This window comes from Novosphingobium sp. (assembly GCF_027531025.1).
Taxonomy (GTDB): Bacteria; Pseudomonadota; Alphaproteobacteria; order Sphingomonadales; family Sphingomonadaceae; genus Novosphingobium.
On the sequence record NZ_JAPZQX010000002.1, the window covers coordinates 438,291 to 454,567 of the forward strand.

General features: G+C 65.5%; 19 protein-coding genes. 12 read left to right on the forward strand and 7 right to left on the reverse strand.

What is annotated here, in order from left to right:
- Window positions 1–31 precede the first annotated feature (31 nt).
- Window positions 32–994: a tRNA (adenosine(37)-N6)-dimethylallyltransferase MiaA gene (gene miaA, locus O9281_RS02725; RefSeq protein ID WP_298182467.1), complete on the reverse strand. Its 963-nt coding sequence runs from the start codon at window positions 992–994 to the stop codon at window positions 32–34.
- Window positions 995–1,022: 28 nt separating this feature from the next.
- Here miaA and serB point away from each other — a divergent pair, with 28 nt between their 5' ends.
- The gene (serB, locus tag O9281_RS02730; protein ID WP_298182469.1) at window positions 1,023–1,862 is read left to right on the forward strand and encodes a phosphoserine phosphatase SerB; all 840 of its coding nucleotides are present in this window, start codon (window positions 1,023–1,025) and stop codon (window positions 1,860–1,862) included.
- Here serB and O9281_RS02735 read toward each other — a convergent pair.
- Window positions 1,859–2,437 (reverse strand): hypothetical protein, encoded by a 579-nt coding sequence (locus O9281_RS02735; protein WP_298182471.1) that lies wholly within the window; start codon window positions 2,435–2,437, stop codon window positions 1,859–1,861. The genes serB and O9281_RS02735 overlap by 4 nt on opposite strands.
- A 116-nt stretch (window positions 2,438–2,553) precedes the next feature.
- Between O9281_RS02735 and O9281_RS02740 the strand changes: the two genes are divergently transcribed.
- Window positions 2,554–3,402, forward strand: coding sequence for a Coq4 family protein (locus O9281_RS02740; protein ID WP_298182473.1), 849 nt, complete (start codon window positions 2,554–2,556; stop codon window positions 3,400–3,402).
- 15 nt (window positions 3,403–3,417) lie between these two features.
- Here O9281_RS02740 and O9281_RS02745 read toward each other — a convergent pair whose 3' ends face one another.
- The 4 genes from O9281_RS02745 to O9281_RS02760 all read right to left on the reverse strand — a co-directional run bounded on the left by O9281_RS02745 (window position 3,418) and on the right by O9281_RS02760 (window position 7,261).
- Window positions 3,418–3,825, reverse strand: a complete 408-nt coding sequence (locus tag O9281_RS02745; protein ID WP_298182475.1) for a DUF3052 family protein — start codon at window positions 3,823–3,825, stop codon at window positions 3,418–3,420.
- 137 nt (window positions 3,826–3,962) lie between these two features.
- The gene (gene purL / locus O9281_RS02750) at window positions 3,963–6,143 is read right to left on the reverse strand and encodes a phosphoribosylformylglycinamidine synthase subunit PurL (RefSeq protein WP_298182477.1); all 2,181 of its coding nucleotides are present in this window, start codon (window positions 6,141–6,143) and stop codon (window positions 3,963–3,965) included.
- A 41-nt stretch (window positions 6,144–6,184) separates the two neighbouring features.
- Window positions 6,185–6,832, reverse strand: a complete 648-nt coding sequence (locus O9281_RS02755) for a hypothetical protein (protein ID WP_298182479.1) — start codon at window positions 6,830–6,832, stop codon at window positions 6,185–6,187.
- 24 nt (window positions 6,833–6,856) lie between these two features.
- Window positions 6,857–7,261 carry a DUF2177 family protein gene (locus O9281_RS02760; protein WP_298182481.1) on the reverse strand — a complete coding sequence of 135 codons (405 nt, stop codon included), beginning with the start codon at window positions 7,259–7,261 and terminating at the stop codon, window positions 6,857–6,859.
- 63 nt (window positions 7,262–7,324) lie between these two features.
- On the opposite strand from O9281_RS02760, the gene O9281_RS02765 reads away from it, so the two are divergent.
- The 5 genes from O9281_RS02765 to queA all read left to right on the forward strand — a co-directional run bounded on the left by O9281_RS02765 (window position 7,325) and on the right by queA (window position 10,843).
- Complete coding sequence (locus tag O9281_RS02765) at window positions 7,325–7,582, forward strand: exodeoxyribonuclease VII small subunit (RefSeq protein WP_298182483.1); 258 nt, start codon at window positions 7,325–7,327, stop codon at window positions 7,580–7,582.
- Window positions 7,583–7,586: 4 nt separating this feature from the next.
- Window positions 7,587–8,489: a polyprenyl synthetase family protein gene (locus O9281_RS02770; RefSeq protein ID WP_298182485.1), complete on the forward strand. Its 903-nt coding sequence runs from the start codon at window positions 7,587–7,589 to the stop codon at window positions 8,487–8,489.
- A 1-nt stretch (window position 8,490) separates the two neighbouring features.
- Window positions 8,491–9,003, forward strand: coding sequence for a pantetheine-phosphate adenylyltransferase (gene coaD / locus O9281_RS02775; protein ID WP_298182487.1), 513 nt, complete (start codon window positions 8,491–8,493; stop codon window positions 9,001–9,003).
- A gap of 87 nt (window positions 9,004–9,090) precedes the next feature.
- Window positions 9,091–9,765, forward strand: a complete 675-nt coding sequence (locus O9281_RS02780) for a peptidylprolyl isomerase (RefSeq protein WP_298182489.1) — start codon at window positions 9,091–9,093, stop codon at window positions 9,763–9,765.
- 49 nt (window positions 9,766–9,814) lie between these two features.
- On the forward strand, window positions 9,815–10,843 hold the full coding sequence (gene queA / locus O9281_RS02785; protein ID WP_298182491.1) for a tRNA preQ1(34) S-adenosylmethionine ribosyltransferase-isomerase QueA: 1,029 nt from the start codon (window positions 9,815–9,817) through the stop codon (window positions 10,841–10,843).
- Here the strand turns inward: queA and O9281_RS02790 are convergent.
- On the reverse strand, window positions 10,840–11,421 hold the full coding sequence (locus O9281_RS02790) for a WHG domain-containing protein (protein WP_298182493.1): 582 nt from the start codon (window positions 11,419–11,421) through the stop codon (window positions 10,840–10,842). The two genes, queA and O9281_RS02790, sit on opposite strands and share 4 nt — an antisense overlap.
- A gap of 44 nt (window positions 11,422–11,465) precedes the next feature.
- Between O9281_RS02790 and O9281_RS02795 the strand changes: the two genes are divergently transcribed.
- The 5 genes from O9281_RS02795 (at window position 11,466) to O9281_RS02815 (ending at window position 16,242) form a co-directional block, all read left to right on the forward strand.
- A complete protein-coding gene (locus O9281_RS02795) occupies window positions 11,466–12,899 on the forward strand; it encodes a carotenoid oxygenase family protein (RefSeq protein WP_298182495.1) in 1,434 nt (477 codons plus the stop codon).
- A gap of 68 nt (window positions 12,900–12,967) precedes the next feature.
- A complete protein-coding gene (locus tag O9281_RS02800; RefSeq protein ID WP_298182497.1) occupies window positions 12,968–13,402 on the forward strand; it encodes a hypothetical protein in 435 nt (144 codons plus the stop codon).
- A gap of 240 nt (window positions 13,403–13,642) precedes the next feature.
- Window positions 13,643–14,188: an outer membrane beta-barrel protein gene (locus O9281_RS02805; protein WP_298182499.1), complete on the forward strand. Its 546-nt coding sequence runs from the start codon at window positions 13,643–13,645 to the stop codon at window positions 14,186–14,188.
- A gap of 76 nt (window positions 14,189–14,264) precedes the next feature.
- Window positions 14,265–15,395, forward strand: a complete 1,131-nt coding sequence (gene tgt, locus O9281_RS02810; RefSeq protein WP_298182501.1) for a tRNA guanosine(34) transglycosylase Tgt — start codon at window positions 14,265–14,267, stop codon at window positions 15,393–15,395.
- Window positions 15,396–15,447: 52 nt separating this feature from the next.
- Window positions 15,448–16,242 carry a class II aldolase/adducin family protein gene (locus tag O9281_RS02815; protein WP_298182503.1) on the forward strand — a complete coding sequence of 265 codons (795 nt, stop codon included), beginning with the start codon at window positions 15,448–15,450 and terminating at the stop codon, window positions 16,240–16,242.
- Window positions 16,243–16,277 lie beyond the last annotated feature (35 nt).

Sequence of the window (16,277 nt, forward strand, 5' to 3'; positions counted from 1 at the left end):
CCCTAGGAGACAGGAAATATCGTGTCAAGAATTATTGTTGTAATAATGATGCAAATGGATCGAGAGAATCGACATTAAATGACTCGATCCGTGGCCAATCGGCGGAAGTCTGCCCCCGGAACCAGGTGTACTGCCGCTTGGCATAGTTCCTGGTCGCTTGCTGCCCCATGCTTTCCGCTACGGCAAGCGACATTTCGCCGCGCAAATGTGCGGTGAGTTCTGGCATGCCGATGGCCCGCATGACCGGCAGGGCCGGGTCCAGCCCGCGCGCCAGCAGCGCCTCCACTTCGGCCAGGGCTCCACGCTCCAGCATCAGCGAAAAGCGCCGGTCGCAGCGTTCATACAGCCAGGCCCGGTCAGGCAGGAGCAGCAGCGGGTGCAGGGTAATCGCCGCCCCGATCCCGCCCTCGCGCCGTTCCTGCCAGGCGGCGAGCGGCTGGCCGGTGGAGCGCACCACTTCCAGTGCGCGGGCGACGCGGGTGGTGTCATTGGGGGAAAGGCGGGCGGCCCGCTCTGGGTCTTCGCGGGCGAGGGCGGCATGGGCCTCGGCCACGGGCATGACCCGCACCGCCTCGCGCACCGCCGGATCGATCGGCGGCACCGGGGCGATGCCATCCAGCAGCGTGCGCAAGTATAGCCCGGTCCCGCCGACCAGGATCGGCACCGCCCCGCCAGCATGGACTTCCTCAACCAGAGCCCGCGCTGCCCGTGCCCAGTCAGCGGCGGAACAGGCGGTCGCGCCGTCCCATTCGCCGAACAGGCAGTGCGGCACACCCTGCATCTCTTCCTCGCCGGGGCGTGCGCTCAGCACGGCGAGGTCGGCATAGACCTGCGCGCTGTCGGCATTGATCACCACCGCTTCGCGGCCTCGTTCCCGCAGGGCCAGCGCCAGCCGCACGGCCAGATCGCTCTTGCCGCTGGCGGTCGGCCCTGCGATGAGCGCCACCGGCGGCCGTTCGCGGTCCGAATCTACAGGGGAATCCTTCGTGCCCATTGCCCGCGTGATAGCAGAACCGGCGGTCTTGTCGGCAAATGTCTCGGCCGCGATCCACGCGCTCGAAGCGGCCGGAGTGCGGGTCCATGCGGCCGAGCCACTGGCCGGGCTGGACGAGGTGCTGCAGTTCTCGGTCGATGGCGATGCGGCCACCATGCGCGCCGTGCTGGAGCGGGTCTTCCCGGTCGCCGACCTGCTGGTCAGCGCCGAGGCGCCGGTCGTGCCGCAGGTGTTCGTCTCGGACATGGATTCAACCATGATCCAGGCCGAATGCATCGACGAGCTGGCCGACTTTGCTGGGCTGAAGGACCAGATCGCCGCAATCACCGAACGCGCCATGCAGGGCGAGCTCGATTTTGCCGAGGCGTTGACCGAGCGGGTGCGGCTGCTGGGCGGGCTGGGCGAGGGGGCGATTGCCCAGTGCCTGGCCGAGCGCGTGCCGCCGATGCCGGGGGCCACCACGCTGGTCGCCACGCTCAAGGATCATGGTTGCTTTACCGTCCTCGTCACAGGTGGTTTCCACCAATTTGCCGATCCGGTGGCCGATCAGCTGGGCTTCGAGCGGGTTGTCGCCAACCGGCTGGGGGTAGAGCACGGTGCGCTGACCGGCGGGCTGGTCGGCGGGATCGTCGACAGCTCGGTCAAGGAGCAGGTGCTGCGCGAGGAAGTGGCGCTGCGCGGCGGAGCGAGCCTGGCCACTGGCGATGGTGCCAACGACATTCCGATGCTGCGCGCGGCCACCCACGGGATTGCCTATCACGCCAAGCCCAAGGCGCGCGAGGCCGCCCACGGCTATGTCGCCGCCGGTGACCTGACCAGTGTGCTGCTGCTGCTTGGCATCCCGCGTGGGGACTGGATCGGGGATTAGGCCCGCCTGGTCTTGCGCCATGCCGCCAGCCTGAGGGCGGCGGCGGACAGGGACAGCGCCGTGCCGACCAGCCCGGTGATCATCGTATCCGCTTCGGGAATGCGCTTGGCATAGGCCAGGGTGAAGACCAGCCAGATCACGTGAATGCCTGTGCGGTGCAACCGCTTCCAGTTGGCCCCCAGGGCCTTCATCGCTGCATCGCTGGAGGTCAGCGCCATGGCCAGGATCGCCAGATAGGCCACTGCGCCGGGGGCGAGCAGGCTGAGGCTGTCGCCCCGCGTGGTGACCGCCATATAGAGCGCGCCGAAATGGATCGTGTGGGTGAAGGCGAAGGCCAGCCCCCACCGGCGCCGGTCGCGGACCAGAGCCTTTGTCGTGGCTGACGGGGCCAGGCGCAGCAGGCTGGAGGCGGCATAGGCCAGCATGAAGATCGGCAGTCCAACCCGCGCGGTGTAACGCGCGGCAAGGTTCCATGCCTCAGGCTCGGTAGTGCCAAGCGCCAGGCCAAGGTACAGCGACCCAGGGCCGAGAATAACGGCCATGACCAGTGGCCAGCGTCGATCAAGAAGGTTCATGGGTTTCTCCCTGCCCGATGGCTCGGATAACGGATCGGCAACCGATTGGCGAGATACCGGGACACTGGCGGGAGCGATATATTGACACCCGTGTCAGCTAATGACAGATTGGATTAATGGACAGCCTTGCCCCCACTGCGCAGTTTACTGCCGAAGAGCCCGCCGCTGCCGATGTTGCCGCGGACCTGCCGATCTATGACGAGCGGCGCCCGCAGCTGAAGCGCAACATTCCCAAGGCCTGGCGGCACTTCAAGGAGCTGGTCAAGGACAAGGAGAACACCAAGGAGGTGTTCTACATCTTCGAGGCGCTGCCCTGGACCGGCCTGCGCGCTGCCGCCGAGAGCTTCCTGCGCTCCTCACGCGGCCAGGCGCTGCGCAAGAGCGAGCCCTATCTGCCGCCGATCCTTGACGATCACGCCGCGCTGCGCCGGCTGCCCAAGGGCAGCCTAGCCCATGCCTATTGCGATTTCATGGAGCGCGAAGGGCTGACCGCACAGGGCCTGGTTGACGAGTTCGCCGAATTCGCCGCCAAGCGCGAGAAGTTCCACGACCAGATGGAATGGTACTACAACCGGATGCGCGACACGCATGACCTGCTGCACGTGCTGACCGGCTTCGGCCGCGATGCGCTGGGCGAACAGTGCGTGCTGGCCTTTACCTACAGCCAGCAACCCAGCCCGGGTCACCTGCTGCTGGGCTATGCCGGCGGCCTGGAAATCAAGAAGCGGATCAAGAGCAGCGCCCCGGTGCTGCGCGCGGTGCGCGAAGGGCAGCGGCTGGGCAAGGCCTGTCCGCGCCTGGTCGAACAGCCGATCCGCGAACTGCTGGCCATGCCGATCGAGGACGTGCGCAAGCGGCTGCACATCACCCCGGCGGTCAATTACAGCAAGGCCCACGAAGTTTGGCGCGGGATGGGGATCGATCCCTATGACCTGCTGGGGGCGGCCAAGAAAAAGGCTGCCTGACAGGGGGAGCTGCGGTCAGCGCAGCTCCTTGCGGATCACCAGTTTCAGGCCTGACCAGACCTCGTCGATCGCACAGACCTTGGTATCGACGAAGCCCAGCGGTAGCGCGATTTCGCGCACCGTGTCTTCGGTCACGTCGGTTTGCACCTTGGCGGCCTGCTTGGGCCAGCTGACCCAGACCTGGCCATCACTGGCGATCTGATCGCGCAGCGCCGCCAGTCGCTGCGCCAGGACGGCGCGCTCGGTCACGAAAACATGGGCGGCGTCGACCCCCTTGGCCGGATCGTCCGCAAACCGCAGGTCCAGCGCATATTCGTCGATTTCATCGGCGACGCTTTCGGGCATAGCATCGAACCACACCCGCATCCCGTCGCGCAGGTTGAGCTTCTTCGCCAGCGGCGTGCCGGAATAGCCTGTAGTCACCAGCCATGTCCCTTCATCGTCACCCCGGACCTGATCCGGGGTCCCGCTGCTGTTCTTGCAGGTTCGCCACGCAAGGCAACGCGAGAAATTTCAGCGGGACCCCGGGTCAAGCCCGGGGTGACGGCGTCGCGGTGAATTCAGCCTTCCATCCAGTCGCGGAAGAAGCTCTCGCTCGCTTCACGAAGCGCGCTGAGTGCGACCGGCTGGCCATTGATCACCAGTGCATCGCCGCCGGTCGTACCGATCTTCTCGAACGGCACCTTGCTGCGGTCGAGCGGCTTGTCGGCCGGATAGATCACCAGATAGCGCGACTGCGTCTCGTTGAAGGCAAAGGCCGTGTCCATCGGATCGATGGTCGCGCCAATGTTGCCGGCGAGCGCCATTTCCGCGATCGCGACCAGCAGGCCGCCATCGCTGATGTCGTGCACGGCCGTCACCGCGCCATCGGCGATCAGCTGGCGGATTACTTCGGCGTGGAAGCGTTCGTCACCCAGGTCGACGCGCGGCGGCTCACCGTCTTCGCGCCCGTGGATCTCGCGCAGCCACAGCGACTGGCCCAGGTCCGGATAGCTGGGGCCGATGATCGCCAGGCATTCGCCCTCGGCCTTGATCGCGATGGTGGCCATGATCTCGTGATCGGCCATCAGGCCGACACCGCCAATGGCCGGGGTGGGCAGGATCGCTGAGCCGCCGCCGGTGGCCTTGCTTTCGTTGTAGAGGCTGACGTTGCCCGAAACGATCGGATAGTCGAGCGCGCGGCAAGCATCGCCCATCCCGCGCAGCGCCTCGACGATCTGGGCCATGATCTCTGGCCGCTGCGGGTTGGCGAAGTTGAGGCAATTGGTGATCGCCAGTGGCGTGGCGCCAACCGCCGAGATATTGCGGTAGGTTTCCGCCACGGCCTGCTTCCCGCCTTCATAGGGGTCGGCATAGCAGTAGCGCGGGGTGCAGTCGGTGCTGATCGCCAGCGCCTTCTTCGTCCCATGCACGCGCACCACGGCGGCATCCCCGCCGCTCTTCTGCAGGGTATCGGCCCCGACCTGGCTGTCATACTGTTCCCAGATCCAGCGCCGGCTGGCGAGGTCCGGGCAGGCCATCAGCTTGAGCAGGTCCGCGCCAAGGTCCGCGCTTTGCGGGATCTCGCCCAGCGGCTTGACCTTGGCCCAGGCCTTGTATTCTTCCAGGCTCAGGTGCGGGCGATCATAGAGCGGGGCATCGTCGGCCAGCGGGCCCAGCGGAATGTCGCAGACCACTTCGCCGTCGAATTCCAGCACCATGTGCCCGGTATCAGTCACTTCACCGATTACGGCAAAGTCCAGCTCCCACTTGCGGAAGATCGCCTCGGCCATCGGCTCCTTGCCGGGCTTCAGCACCATGAGCATCCGCTCCTGGCTTTCGCTCAGCATCATTTCGTAGGGCGTCATGCCTTCCTCGCGGCAGGGCACGAGGTTCATGTTGAGCCGGATGCCCGCGCCGCCCTTGCTGGCCATTTCGACCGAGCTGGAAGTGAGGCCGGCCGCGCCCATGTCCTGGATCGCGACGATCGCGTCGGTGGCCATCAGCTCGAGGCAGGCCTCGATGAGCAGCTTTTCGGTGAAGGGATCGCCCACCTGCACGGTCGGGCGCTTTTCCTCGCTCTTCTCGTCGAAGTCGGCGCTGGCCATGGTCGCGCCGTGGATCCCGTCGCGCCCGGTCTTGGAGCCGACATAGACGATCGGATTGCCGATGCCGGTGGCGGCCGAATAGAAGATCTTGTCGGTATCGGCCACGCCCACGGTCATCGCGTTGACCAGGATGTTGCCATCATAGGCCTTGTGGAAATTGGTCTCGCCGCCAACGGTCGGCACGCCGACGCAGTTGCCATAGCCGCCGATTCCCGCAACCACGCCCTGGACCAGGCTTTTCATCTTGGGATGATCGGGCCGGCCGAAACGCAGCGCGTTCATGTTGGCGACGGGCCGCGCGCCCATGGTGAACACGTCGCGCAGGATGCCGCCCACGCCGGTCGCCGCACCCTGGTAGGGTTCGATGTAGCTGGGGTGGTTGTGGCTCTCCATCTTGAAGATGGCGGCCTGGCCATCCCCGATGTCGATGATCCCGGCATTCTCGCCCGGGCCGCAGATCACCCAGGGCGCTTCGGTCGGCAGCTTCTTCAGGTGCAGGCGGCTCGACTTGTACGAGCAATGCTCCGACCACATGACCGAGAAGATGCCCAGCTCGACCAGGTTCGGCTCACGCCCCAGGGCGTGCAGCACGCGCTGGTATTCATCCTCGGACAGCCCGTGCTGGGCAACGATTTCGGGAGTGATTTCGGCCATTGGCGGCCCTTAGCGAGCCAGTCTGCTTAAGGCGAGTCCGTTCAGCGGTTCGCCGCCTCGCTTTTCCCCATCCACCAGGCCGCCAGCGTGACCAGGCCAAAGGCGACGAAGGCCAGCAAGCTGGTGCCCGCCGTCACTTCGGACTCAACCGGGCCGAACCAGTTGAACGCCTGTAGCGCCAGCAGCAGTGCCGCCAGAACGCCAAGGCGCAGGCGGGCAGGGCGGCGGACCTTCGCGTACCACCAGAGCGCGCCAAAGGTGATCGCCAGTTCCAGCGGCATTTCGATCGCCGGGTGATTCCACAGGCCCAGCCCCAGCTTGGGCGGGCTGCCGGCCAGGGTCAGGTCGGGCACGTGGACCAGCAGGTCGAGAAACCAGTGCGACAGCACCACCGCCCCGCCGATCAGCGCCAGTACGCGGTCCTTGCTCCCCAGCCACAGCAGCGCGGCAAAGGCGGCGGCGAAGGCGGCCGAGCCAAGCAGGCTATGCGTGATCGGCATGTGATAGAGGTCCATCGGGTTCATCACACTGATGCCGGGGGAAAAGCGCATGTGCTCCACACCCGACAGCAGCAGGCCGAAAAAGGCCCAGTCAACCAGCTGCGCGGCAATGAACAGCATGCCGATCTTCGGCGCGCGCGGGCTGGCCGCGGCGGCGGCAAGGGCCGGTGCCCAGTGACCGATGAACATGGCTTTCCCCCTCCCGTCGAAGAACTACCCCATCTGGGCCAGTTTCTGTACCGCCAGCACCGCCGCGCCGCTGGCCAGCGCCGTGGCGGATGCGCCCCAGGCAATGTCGATCAGCGTCATCTGGGTCGACCAGACTTTGAGCGTCGCCTGGTTGGTCAGGTCATAGGTGGCATAGCAGATCGCCCCGAACAGCGCGCCGTTCAGCACGCCATGCGGCACGCCCAGCACCATGCCCGGGCGCACCGCGAACCAGACCATCCCGGCGATGTAGAGCGCATAGAACACCAGCGCGGGAACCATGCGGAAATTGTCTGCCAGCAATTCGCCGATCGTTGGGCGATAGAGGTTCGGCATGGCCCAGCGCAGCCACAGGGCATCGAGTACGCCGAAGACTACGGCGGCGGTAACATAGGCGGTAATCCAGTGCATCGGCATTCTCCCTTGCGCTGCATGCTTGACCGCCGCCGCGGGCGCGGTCAATGCTGCTTGGCGATGAGCGAAGACAATTCCGATATCGCCGCCCTGAGCTTCGAGGATGCGCTGCGCGCGCTGGAAGAGATCGTGCGCAAGCTGGAAGGCGGCGAAGTGCCGCTGGATAGCTCGATCGCGCTCTATGAGCGGGGTGAGGCGCTGCGCCGCCACTGCCAGGCCCGGCTCGATGCCGCGCAGCTCAAGATCGAGCAGATCATTGCCGGGGCCGATGGCCTGGCCGCGGGGACCCGCCCCTTCGATCCCGAAGCCGGGCGCTAGGACCATGGCCGGAAAGCCGTCGCCGCTGCTCGCCGAAGCGATGCAGGCCATTGCGGCCGATGTCGCGAGCCTGTTCGATGCCCTGTTGCCCGTGCCGGACGATCCGCGCGCGCGGCTGGTGGAGGCGATGCGCTATGCTTTGCTGGGCGGCGGCAAGCGGCTGCGCCCGCTGCTGGTGACGGCCACGGCGGCGATGTACGGCGTCGATCGCGGCACGGCGCTGCGGGTCGGCTGCGCGATCGAGGCGATCCACGTCTATTCGCTGGTCCACGATGACCTGCCCTGCATGGACGACGATGCCCTGCGCCACGGCAAGCCGACCACGCACCTGGCCTTTGACGAGGCGACCGCCGTGCTGGCCGGCGATGCGCTCCACGATTTCGCCTTCGAGATCCTGGCCGATCCCGACACCAGCGGCGATCCCTGGACCCGCGCCGAACTGATCCAGGTGCTGGCCACTTCAAGCGGGTGGAACGGCATGGCCGGGGGGCAGATGATGGACATGGTGGCGGAAACCACCACCTTCGACCTGCATACCATCACCAAGCTGCAACAGCTCAAGACCGGTGCGCTGCTCAGCGCCTCGGTTGAACTGGGGGCGGTGCTGGGCAAGGTTTCGCCCGAAGGCCGGGCCCACCTGCGCGGTTATGCGCGCGATATCGGCCTCGCTTTCCAGATCGCCGATGATCTGCTCGATCATGAAGGCGATGCCGCGCTGGCCGGCAAGGCACTGCGCAAGGATGCCGAGGCCGGCAAGGCGACCTTCGTTTCGCTGCTGGGGCCAGACCGCGCGCGCGACCAGGCGCGGATGCTGGTCGACCAGGCGATCGCGCACCTGGGCCAGCACGGTCCGGAAGCTGACCTGCTGCGCGATGTCGCGCGCTATATCGTGGAGAGGGACCACTAAGATGGCAGAACGGGTGGGGGTCTATCCCGGCACATTCGATCCGATCACGCTGGGCCACATGGACATCATCAAGCGCGGCGCCAAGCTGGTGGACCGGCTGATCATTGGTGTCACGACCAATATCGCCAAGTCGCCGATGTTTGCCGATCCCGAACGGATTGCCATGGTGGAACGTGAAGTGGCGGCGCTGGGGACCGGCAACATCTCGGTGGTCGGCTTCAATTCGCTGCTGATGGACTTTGCCGAAAGCCAGGGCGCATCGGTGGTGATCCGCGGCATTCGCGGCGTGACCGACTTCGAATACGAATATCAGCTCACCGGCATGAACCGTCAGCTGAACGACCGGGTCGAAACGATCTTCCTGATGGCCGACGTTTCGCTGCAGCCGATCGCCTCGCGACTGGTCAAGGAGATCGCGGTCTATGGCGGGGATATCTCCAAGTTCGTCACTCCCAGCGTCTGCGCCGATGTCCTGGCCCAGATTGCCGCTTCCGGGGGACCGCGCGGCAATTAAACCGCTCCGTTCATTGCCACGACAGCCGCAGGCCGCTATCCCGCTCGCCAACCAGCGACCCCATTCCAGTATCCGAGACCAGACTTGATGATCCGAGCCAAGCTTTCCGCCGTTGTCCTGGGCCTCGCCCTCGTTGCTGCCCCTGCCTTCGCCCAGAACAAGGATGCGGCCACTCCGGCGGCTCCGGTGATGAGCGCCTATGTCAATCCGGACGTGAAGGTGGAGCCGGAGAACATCCTCGTGCTCGACCTGTCGAATGGCGGTCGCGTGCTGATCCGGCTGATGCCGCAGTGGGCGCCCGGCCATGTCGAGCGGATCAAGACCCTTGTCTCGCAGGGGTTCTACAACGGGATCACGTTCCACCGCGTGATCGACGGCTTCATGGCCCAGACCGGCGACCCGACGGGCACGGGGCAGGGCGGCTCGCAGCTGCCGGACCTGAAGGCTGAGTTCAACTATATGCCGCACGTGCGCGGTTCGGTTTCGATGGCGCGTACCGATCAGCCGGATTCGGCCAACAGCCAGTTCTTCATCGTGTTCTATCCCCGGTTCGCGCTGGATCACCGCTATACCAATTTCGGGCGGGTGATCGCCGGGATGGACCAGGTCGATGCGATCGAACGGGGCGAGCCGCCGGCCAAGCCGACGAAGATCCTGCAGGCTTCGATGCTGAGCGAAGGCAAGCCGCGCCCCGCTGCGCCGGTCGAAGCGCCGGCCGTGATCTCGGCCGATATGCTGAGCAGTTCGAAGCCCGTGAACTGAGCTGTCGGCCCGGGCTTGACCCGGACGCGTTGGTCGCTAGGGCGCGCCCATGCGTGTTGACCTGTTCGATTTCGACCTTCCGCAGGACCTGATTGCCCTGCGCCCGGCCCGCCCGCGCGATGCCGCGCGGCTGCTGTTCGTGCCGGGGGAAGGCGCCTTCGCGGACAAGGGCGTGCTTGACCTACCCAGTCTGCTGGAGCCGGGCGATGTGCTGGTGTTCAATGATACCCGCGTGATCCCGGCCCAGCTCGAAGGCTATCGCGGGGCAGCCCGGATCGGCGCAACGCTGCACAAGCGGATCGACCTGCGCCGCTGGCAGGCCTTCGTCCGCAATGCCAAGCGGTTGACGGCTGGCGACCTGATCGAATTTGCCGCCGGGGTTACGGCCATTGCCGAGGAACAGCATGCCGACGGCAGCTGGACCCTGGCCTTTGCGGGCGACGAGCCGGTCGAGGTGCTGCTGGATCGGGCCGGGCAGGTCCCGCTGCCGCCCTATATCGCCGGCAAGCGCGCGATCGATGAGGCGGACAAGAGCGATTACCAGACCATGTTCGCCTCCAAGGATGGCGCTGTTGCTGCGCCCACGGCGGCGCTGCATTTCACCCCGCGGCTGATGGCGGCCCTGGCCGAGCGCGGGATCGGGCACGAAACCCTGACGCTGCACGTGGGGGCGGGCACCTTCCTGCCGGTCAAGGCCGACGATACCGACGATCACCAGATGCATGCCGAATGGGGCCGGATCGAAGCGGAAACCGCGGCCCGGCTCAACGCGGTGCGCGCGCGAGGCAACCGGATTGTCGCGGTTGGCACGACCTCGCTGCGGCTCCTCGAAAGCGCGGCGGACGATGCCCGCGTGATCCACCCGTTCGAGGGCGACACGGCGATCTTCATCACCCCCGGCTATCGCTTCAAGGGCGTGGACGGGCTGATGACCAATTTCCACCTGCCGAAATCGACGCTGATGATGCTTGTTTCGGCGCTGATGGGGCTGGAGCGGATGCAGGCGGTCTATGCCCACGCCATCGCCCAGAAATACCGCTTTTACAGCTACGGCGATTCCTCGCTGTTGCTGCCCTAACCGGGAAACAGCGTACGCGGGTCGATCACGCGGTCGATCAGGTCATCGTCGGGCGGCAGTTGCCCGTCGAGCATCAGCATGGCGAGGCCGTGCACCAGCGACCAGGCCTGGACCACCAGCTGCCGGGCGCGGGCTTCGTCGCCCCGGCTGGCCTCGCTGGCCGCGCCTTGCAGCAGGCGCGCGGCGAGTGACTGGCCGAATACGGTTTCGCCCACCGGCTCGACCCGACTGAAGATCAGGCGGAACAGGGCAGGGTGCGCCAGCGCCCAGCGGACATAGGCACGGCCCGTCGCGCCAAAGGCCCGTTCCGGTCCGGCCTGTTCGGCGGCCTTCAGCTGGTACTGGCCCAGTTGCTCGATCCCTTCGGCCGCCAGCGCAGTCAGCAGCGCCGCCTTGTCGGGAAAGTGGCGATAGACTGCGGTGGCGGATACGCCGACCTCGCGGGCCAGCGCGCGCAGCGACAGCTCTTCGATCGGCGCACTTTCTAGGGCGTTCAGGCCGCCCTGGATCAGCGCGCTGCGCAGGTCACCATGATGATAGGAACGCTCTTTCGCCAGCGATGTTGACACTGTTACCATATCCGCTATGTTTACACCATCAACATTACTGGGAGATTCGTCGCATGGCAAGCGCAGTTGAAACCGCAATCCGATCGGTCGTAACCAAGGGCGTGATGGCCGTGGCCAATCTCAACCGCGCGCGCGGCAATGCGAACGAGGAACATGCCTTCCTCACCGGCATCCACACCCCGATGCGCGAGGAACTGAGCCTGACCGACCTCAAGGTCACCGGCACGATCCCGGCCGAACTGTCGGGCCGTTACGTCCGGATCGGGCCCAACCCGTTCAAGCCGGATCCGCGCGGCCACCACTGGTTCGTCGGCGACGGGATGGTGCACGGCGTGCGGCTGCAGGGCGGCAAGGCGCTGTGGTATCACAACCGCTATATCCGCAGCCGCGTGCTGGAGGCCGAAGGCGGGCCGACTGCCGCGCCCGGCCCGCGCCGCTCGCCGCGCGACGGGGTCAACACCAATGTCATCAAGATCGCGGGCAAGATCCACGCGATTGTCGAGGCCGGTTCCTATCCGGCCCAGCTTGACGATAACCTCGATACCGTCGCCTATACCGACTTTGGTGGAACGCTCTCGGCGCCGTTCTCGGCTCACCCGCATGAGGATCCGCTGACTGGCGAGTTCCACGCGATTACTTATGACGGGCAGACGCCGGACAAGGTCTGGCACGTGGTCCTCTCGCCCGAGGGCAAGGTCACGCGCGAACTGCCGATCCCGGTCCAGCACGGTCCGTCGATTCACGAATGCACGATCACCCGCAACTACGTGGTGGTGTTCGACCTGCCGGTAACCTTCTCGATGAAGGCACTGATTTCGGGGGAAAAGTTCCCCTATGCCTGGAATCGCGATCATCAGGCCCGGGTTGGCCTGCTGCCCAAGCAGGGCAGCGCGGATGACATCGTGTGGTGCAATGTCGACCCGTGCTACGTCTTCCACGTCGCCAACAGCTATGAGGATGAGCAGGGCCGGGTGATCGTGGACAGCGCGGTCTACGAAACGATGTTCGAAGGCGGCGCGGATGGCCCAGCGGGGCGCTCGCTCGGCATGGAACGCTGGACGATCGACCCGGCCGCCAGGCAGGTCGCACGCCAGACGATCGACCCCACGCCGCAGGAATTCCCGCGTCCGGACGAGCGCTTCTTCGGCCAGCCCTATCGCTTCGCTTGGGCCATGGGGCTGCCGGACAATGACGATCCGGCCTTCCTTGGCGAACAGCCGCTCTATCGCCACGACCTGGCTACGGGCGGGCGCACCCAGCACGATTTCGGACCTGGCCGGGTTCCGGGTGAGTTCGTCTTTGTGCCACGCAGCGCCGATGCCCCCGAGGGCGAGGGTTGGCTGATGGGCTATGTGATCGATACTCGCAACGAAACGACCGACCTGGTCATCCTCGATGCGAGCAACATGGCCGCCCCGCCGGTTGCCAGCGTGCACATCCCGCACCGCATACCGCCCGGATTCCACGGCAATTGGCTGGCTGACTGACCCGGATTATCCAGCGCGAGACAAGCGCCTCCCGCTGCGGCTATCACCGCGGTGGGAGGATGCCTGCTTTGACCGATCCCATTGCCAATCCAAACCAGACCGCGATCGAAGCGCGGCTGGAACGCGCTGCCGAAGTGCTCGGCGATCTGACCGAACCGGTCATGGCCGAATTCTATTGCCGCTTCCCCGATGCCCGGGCCAGCTTCGCCCACCATTCGCCGCACAGTCCGGCCAGGCTTGAAGCCGAGATGGTCGGCAATACGCTGTATTACGTGATGACCTGGTTCGAGAGCCCGACCGAGGCGCGGATCTATTTCGACACCTCGGTGCCGCACCACCGGGTGGCACTGGATGTGCCGCCGGACTGGTTCCGGGGCATGATCGAGGCGCTGATCGATGTGATCGAACGCGCCGTTCCCGCGCAGGATTCCGCCGAGCAGGGCGCCTGGCGCGAGGTGCGCGAGGCGCTGGTCGGCCTGGTTGAGCGCAACCGCTTCATCTAGAACAATTCCGCAAACTGAATCCGTCGTGAACCGGGTGTTCAGTCTGGTGTAAAGCGAAAGCTGCTCTTTGGTCTTGCTGCGCTGCAATGCAGCTTTCGTAAATATGAATATCTGATCATTACCAGAAATGGTTCCAGAAATACCAAGTCGGGCACCAGCTACTTCGTTGGCCGGAGCCCATGGTCTTTCTTCTAGGCGTCATCATCCGGCTTTGCTCAGGAAAAACACAGGAGATTCAACATGAAGTTCACGCTGAACCGCGCCGCGCTTGTTGCGGCCGCCAGTGCCATCGCCTTTGCCGCTCCGGCCCACGCCGAAGAGAACAAGGTCGAGCCCTATGTCGGCGTCCAGGCTGGTCATCACGATGCCGGCACGGATGTCGCGATCGGCGGCACTGTCCGCGATAGCGGCGCGATCTTCGGGGCCTTTGCTGGGGTGGACGTTCCGGTGTCGGGCAACCTGTTCGTCGGGGTCGAAGGCAATTACAACATCGGCACTGGCGCGATCGATTCCGAATATGGCGTCAACGCGCGCCTTGGCGTGAAGACCGGTTTCGGCAAGGTCTATGTCCGGGGTGGCTACCAGGAAGTGAACTTCGACCTGGCCCATGTCGTTGCCCCGCTGCCGGTTCCGGCCGGTGCCGACGACACCGACGGCGACTACATCGTTGGCATCGGTACCGACATCAACCTTGGCAAGGAATCGAACGTGGCCCTGCGCCTCAACCTCGATACCATTGCCTTTGACAGCACCCGCGCCACTGTCGGCGTTGCGGTGAAGTTCTAAGCATCTGCACACCCGGGGGAGGCGATCGGCTTCCTCCGGGTGACTTTGCGGCCGCACGCCGCTATGCGCTGCCGCCATGACCGCGCCGCGCTTCCAGTTCGAAATCCACGCCACCGATGGCAAGGCCCGCACCGGCACGATCCGGATGCGCCGGGGCGAAATCCGCACGCCCGCCTTCATGCCGGTCGGCACGGCTGCCACGGTCAAGGCGATGAAGCCCGAGACGGTCCGCGCGACCGGTGCGGACATCCTGCTCGGCAATACCTATCACCTGATGCTGCGGCCCGGCGCCGAACGCGTTGCGCGGCTGGGCGGGCTGCACAAGTTCATGAATTGGGATCGCCCGATCCTGACTGACAGCGGCGGCTACCAGGTGATGAGCCTGTCCGAACTGCGCAAGATCACCGAAGACGGCGTCACCTTCAAAAGCCACCTCGATGGCAGCCGCCACCTGCTGACCCCCGAACGCAGCATGGAAATCCAGCGCCTGCTCGGCAGCGATATCGTCATGGCCTTTGACGAATGCCCGCGCGCCGATGCCCCTTATGACACCATCGCCCGCTCGATGCGGATGTCGATGCGCTGGGCCGCGCGCAGCCGGGCCGGGTTCGACAGTGGCGAGGAGCACGCCGAACGCTCGGCCCTGTTCGGCATTCAGCAGGGCGCGCTGGACGAAGGCCTGCGCCGCGAAAGCGCCGAGGCACTGCAGGAAATCGGCTTCGATGGCTATGCGATCGGCGGGCTGGCCGTGGGCGAGGGGCAGGAGGCGATGTTCGCCACGCTCGATTTCGCGCCGGGAATGCTGCCCGTCGATCGCCCGCGCTACCTGATGGGCGTGGGCAAGCCCGATGACCTGGTCGGCGCGGTGGAGCGCGGGGTCGACATGTTCGACTGTGTCCTGCCCAGCCGTTCCGGCCGCAACGGGCAAGGGTTCACCTGGAATGGCCCGGTCAACCTGCGCAATGCGAAGCATGCCGAGGATCCGGCGCCGCTCGACGAGCGCTGCCCCGGCGATTGCTGCACGAAATACAGCCGCGCCTACCTCCATCACCTCCACAAGAGCGGCGAGATCCTGGGGGCCATGCTGCTGACCGAGCACAACCTGACCTTTTACCAGCAGCTGATGGCCGCGATGCGAGCGGCGATTGCCGAAGGGCGGTTCGCGGCCTTTGCGGCAGACTTCAGAGCGAGTTACCGTTCCCGCTGACAAGCTGGTTCGTTTGCGTTAGGCTCGCGCCAAAGCAATACGGAGAGCGATCATGGCGACGGTGATGGAAACGATATCGGCGGTGAATGACGACCACGTGCGCGGCGCGGTGAGCGACGAAGAGTGGGCAGTCCGCGTCGATCTGGCAGCGGCTTATCGGCTGGTCGCGCTCTATGGCTGGGATGACCTGATCTTTACGCACCTTTCGGCCCGCGTGCCGGGGCCGGAACACCACTTCCTGATCAACCCCTATGACATGATGTTCGAAGAGATCACCGCCAGTTCGCTGGTCAAGATCGATGTCGAAGGGCATCCGGTGGTGCCAACCTCGCACCCGGTCAACCCGGCCGGCTTCACGATCCATTCCGCCCTGCATATGGCGCGCGAGGATGCCCATGCGGTGATGCACCTGCATACGCCAGCGGGTCAGGCCGTCAGCGCGATGGCCGAGGGGCTGCTGCCCCATACCCAGACGGCGATGATCGCGCTGCATGATATCGCCTATCATGAGTACGAAGGCATCGCGACCGACCTCGAGGAGCGCGAGCGGCTGGTGCAGGACATGGGCAACAAGAACGCGATGATCCTGCGCAACCACGGCACCCTGGCGGTGGGCAGCACGGTCGGCGAATGCTTCCTGCGGCTCTATTTTCTGGAGCGGGCCTGCGATGCGCAGGTCAAGATGCTCAGTGCTGGCCGCGACGGCCTTTACAACCCGCCGCAGGGGACGCCTGAAAAGGTCGAAACCCAGAGCTCTGGCCCAGGCATGAGCGCAGTGGCCAACATGCTGGCCTGGCCCGCGCTGCTGCGCAAGCTGGACCGGATCGACCCTTCGTTCCGCAACTGAGCCGACGAACCGGGCAACGAAAAAGGGCGGCCCCA

Bases quoted from the DNA above. Each gene is read 5' to 3' on its own strand.
- miaA (WP_298182467.1), bottom strand. From the start codon at position 994: ATGGGCACGAAGGATTCCCCTGTAGATTCGGACCGCGAACGGCCGCCG.
- O9281_RS02735 (WP_298182471.1), bottom strand. From the start codon at position 2,437: ATGAACCTTCTTGATCGACGCTGGCCACTGGTCATGGCCGTTATTCTC.
- O9281_RS02740 (WP_298182473.1), top strand. From the start codon at position 2,554: ATGGACAGCCTTGCCCCCACTGCGCAGTTTACTGCCGAAGAGCCCGCC.
- purL (WP_298182477.1), bottom strand. From the start codon at position 6,143: ATGGCCGAAATCACTCCCGAAATCGTTGCCCAGCACGGGCTGTCCGAG.
- O9281_RS02755 (WP_298182479.1), bottom strand. From the start codon at position 6,832: ATGTTCATCGGTCACTGGGCACCGGCCCTTGCCGCCGCCGCGGCCAGC.
- O9281_RS02760 (WP_298182481.1), bottom strand. From the start codon at position 7,261: ATGCACTGGATTACCGCCTATGTTACCGCCGCCGTAGTCTTCGGCGTA.
- O9281_RS02765 (WP_298182483.1), top strand. From the start codon at position 7,325: ATGAGCGAAGACAATTCCGATATCGCCGCCCTGAGCTTCGAGGATGCG.
- O9281_RS02770 (WP_298182485.1), top strand. From the start codon at position 7,587: ATGGCCGGAAAGCCGTCGCCGCTGCTCGCCGAAGCGATGCAGGCCATT.
- coaD (WP_298182487.1), top strand. From the start codon at position 8,491: ATGGCAGAACGGGTGGGGGTCTATCCCGGCACATTCGATCCGATCACG.
- O9281_RS02780 (WP_298182489.1), top strand. From the start codon at position 9,091: ATGATCCGAGCCAAGCTTTCCGCCGTTGTCCTGGGCCTCGCCCTCGTT.
- queA (WP_298182491.1), top strand. From the start codon at position 9,815: ATGCGTGTTGACCTGTTCGATTTCGACCTTCCGCAGGACCTGATTGCC.
- O9281_RS02790 (WP_298182493.1), bottom strand. From the start codon at position 11,421: ATGGTAACAGTGTCAACATCGCTGGCGAAAGAGCGTTCCTATCATCAT.
- O9281_RS02795 (WP_298182495.1), top strand. From the start codon at position 11,466: ATGGCAAGCGCAGTTGAAACCGCAATCCGATCGGTCGTAACCAAGGGC.
- O9281_RS02805 (WP_298182499.1), top strand. From the start codon at position 13,643: ATGAAGTTCACGCTGAACCGCGCCGCGCTTGTTGCGGCCGCCAGTGCC.
- tgt (WP_298182501.1), top strand. From the start codon at position 14,265: ATGACCGCGCCGCGCTTCCAGTTCGAAATCCACGCCACCGATGGCAAG.
- O9281_RS02815 (WP_298182503.1), top strand. From the start codon at position 15,448: ATGGCGACGGTGATGGAAACGATATCGGCGGTGAATGACGACCACGTG.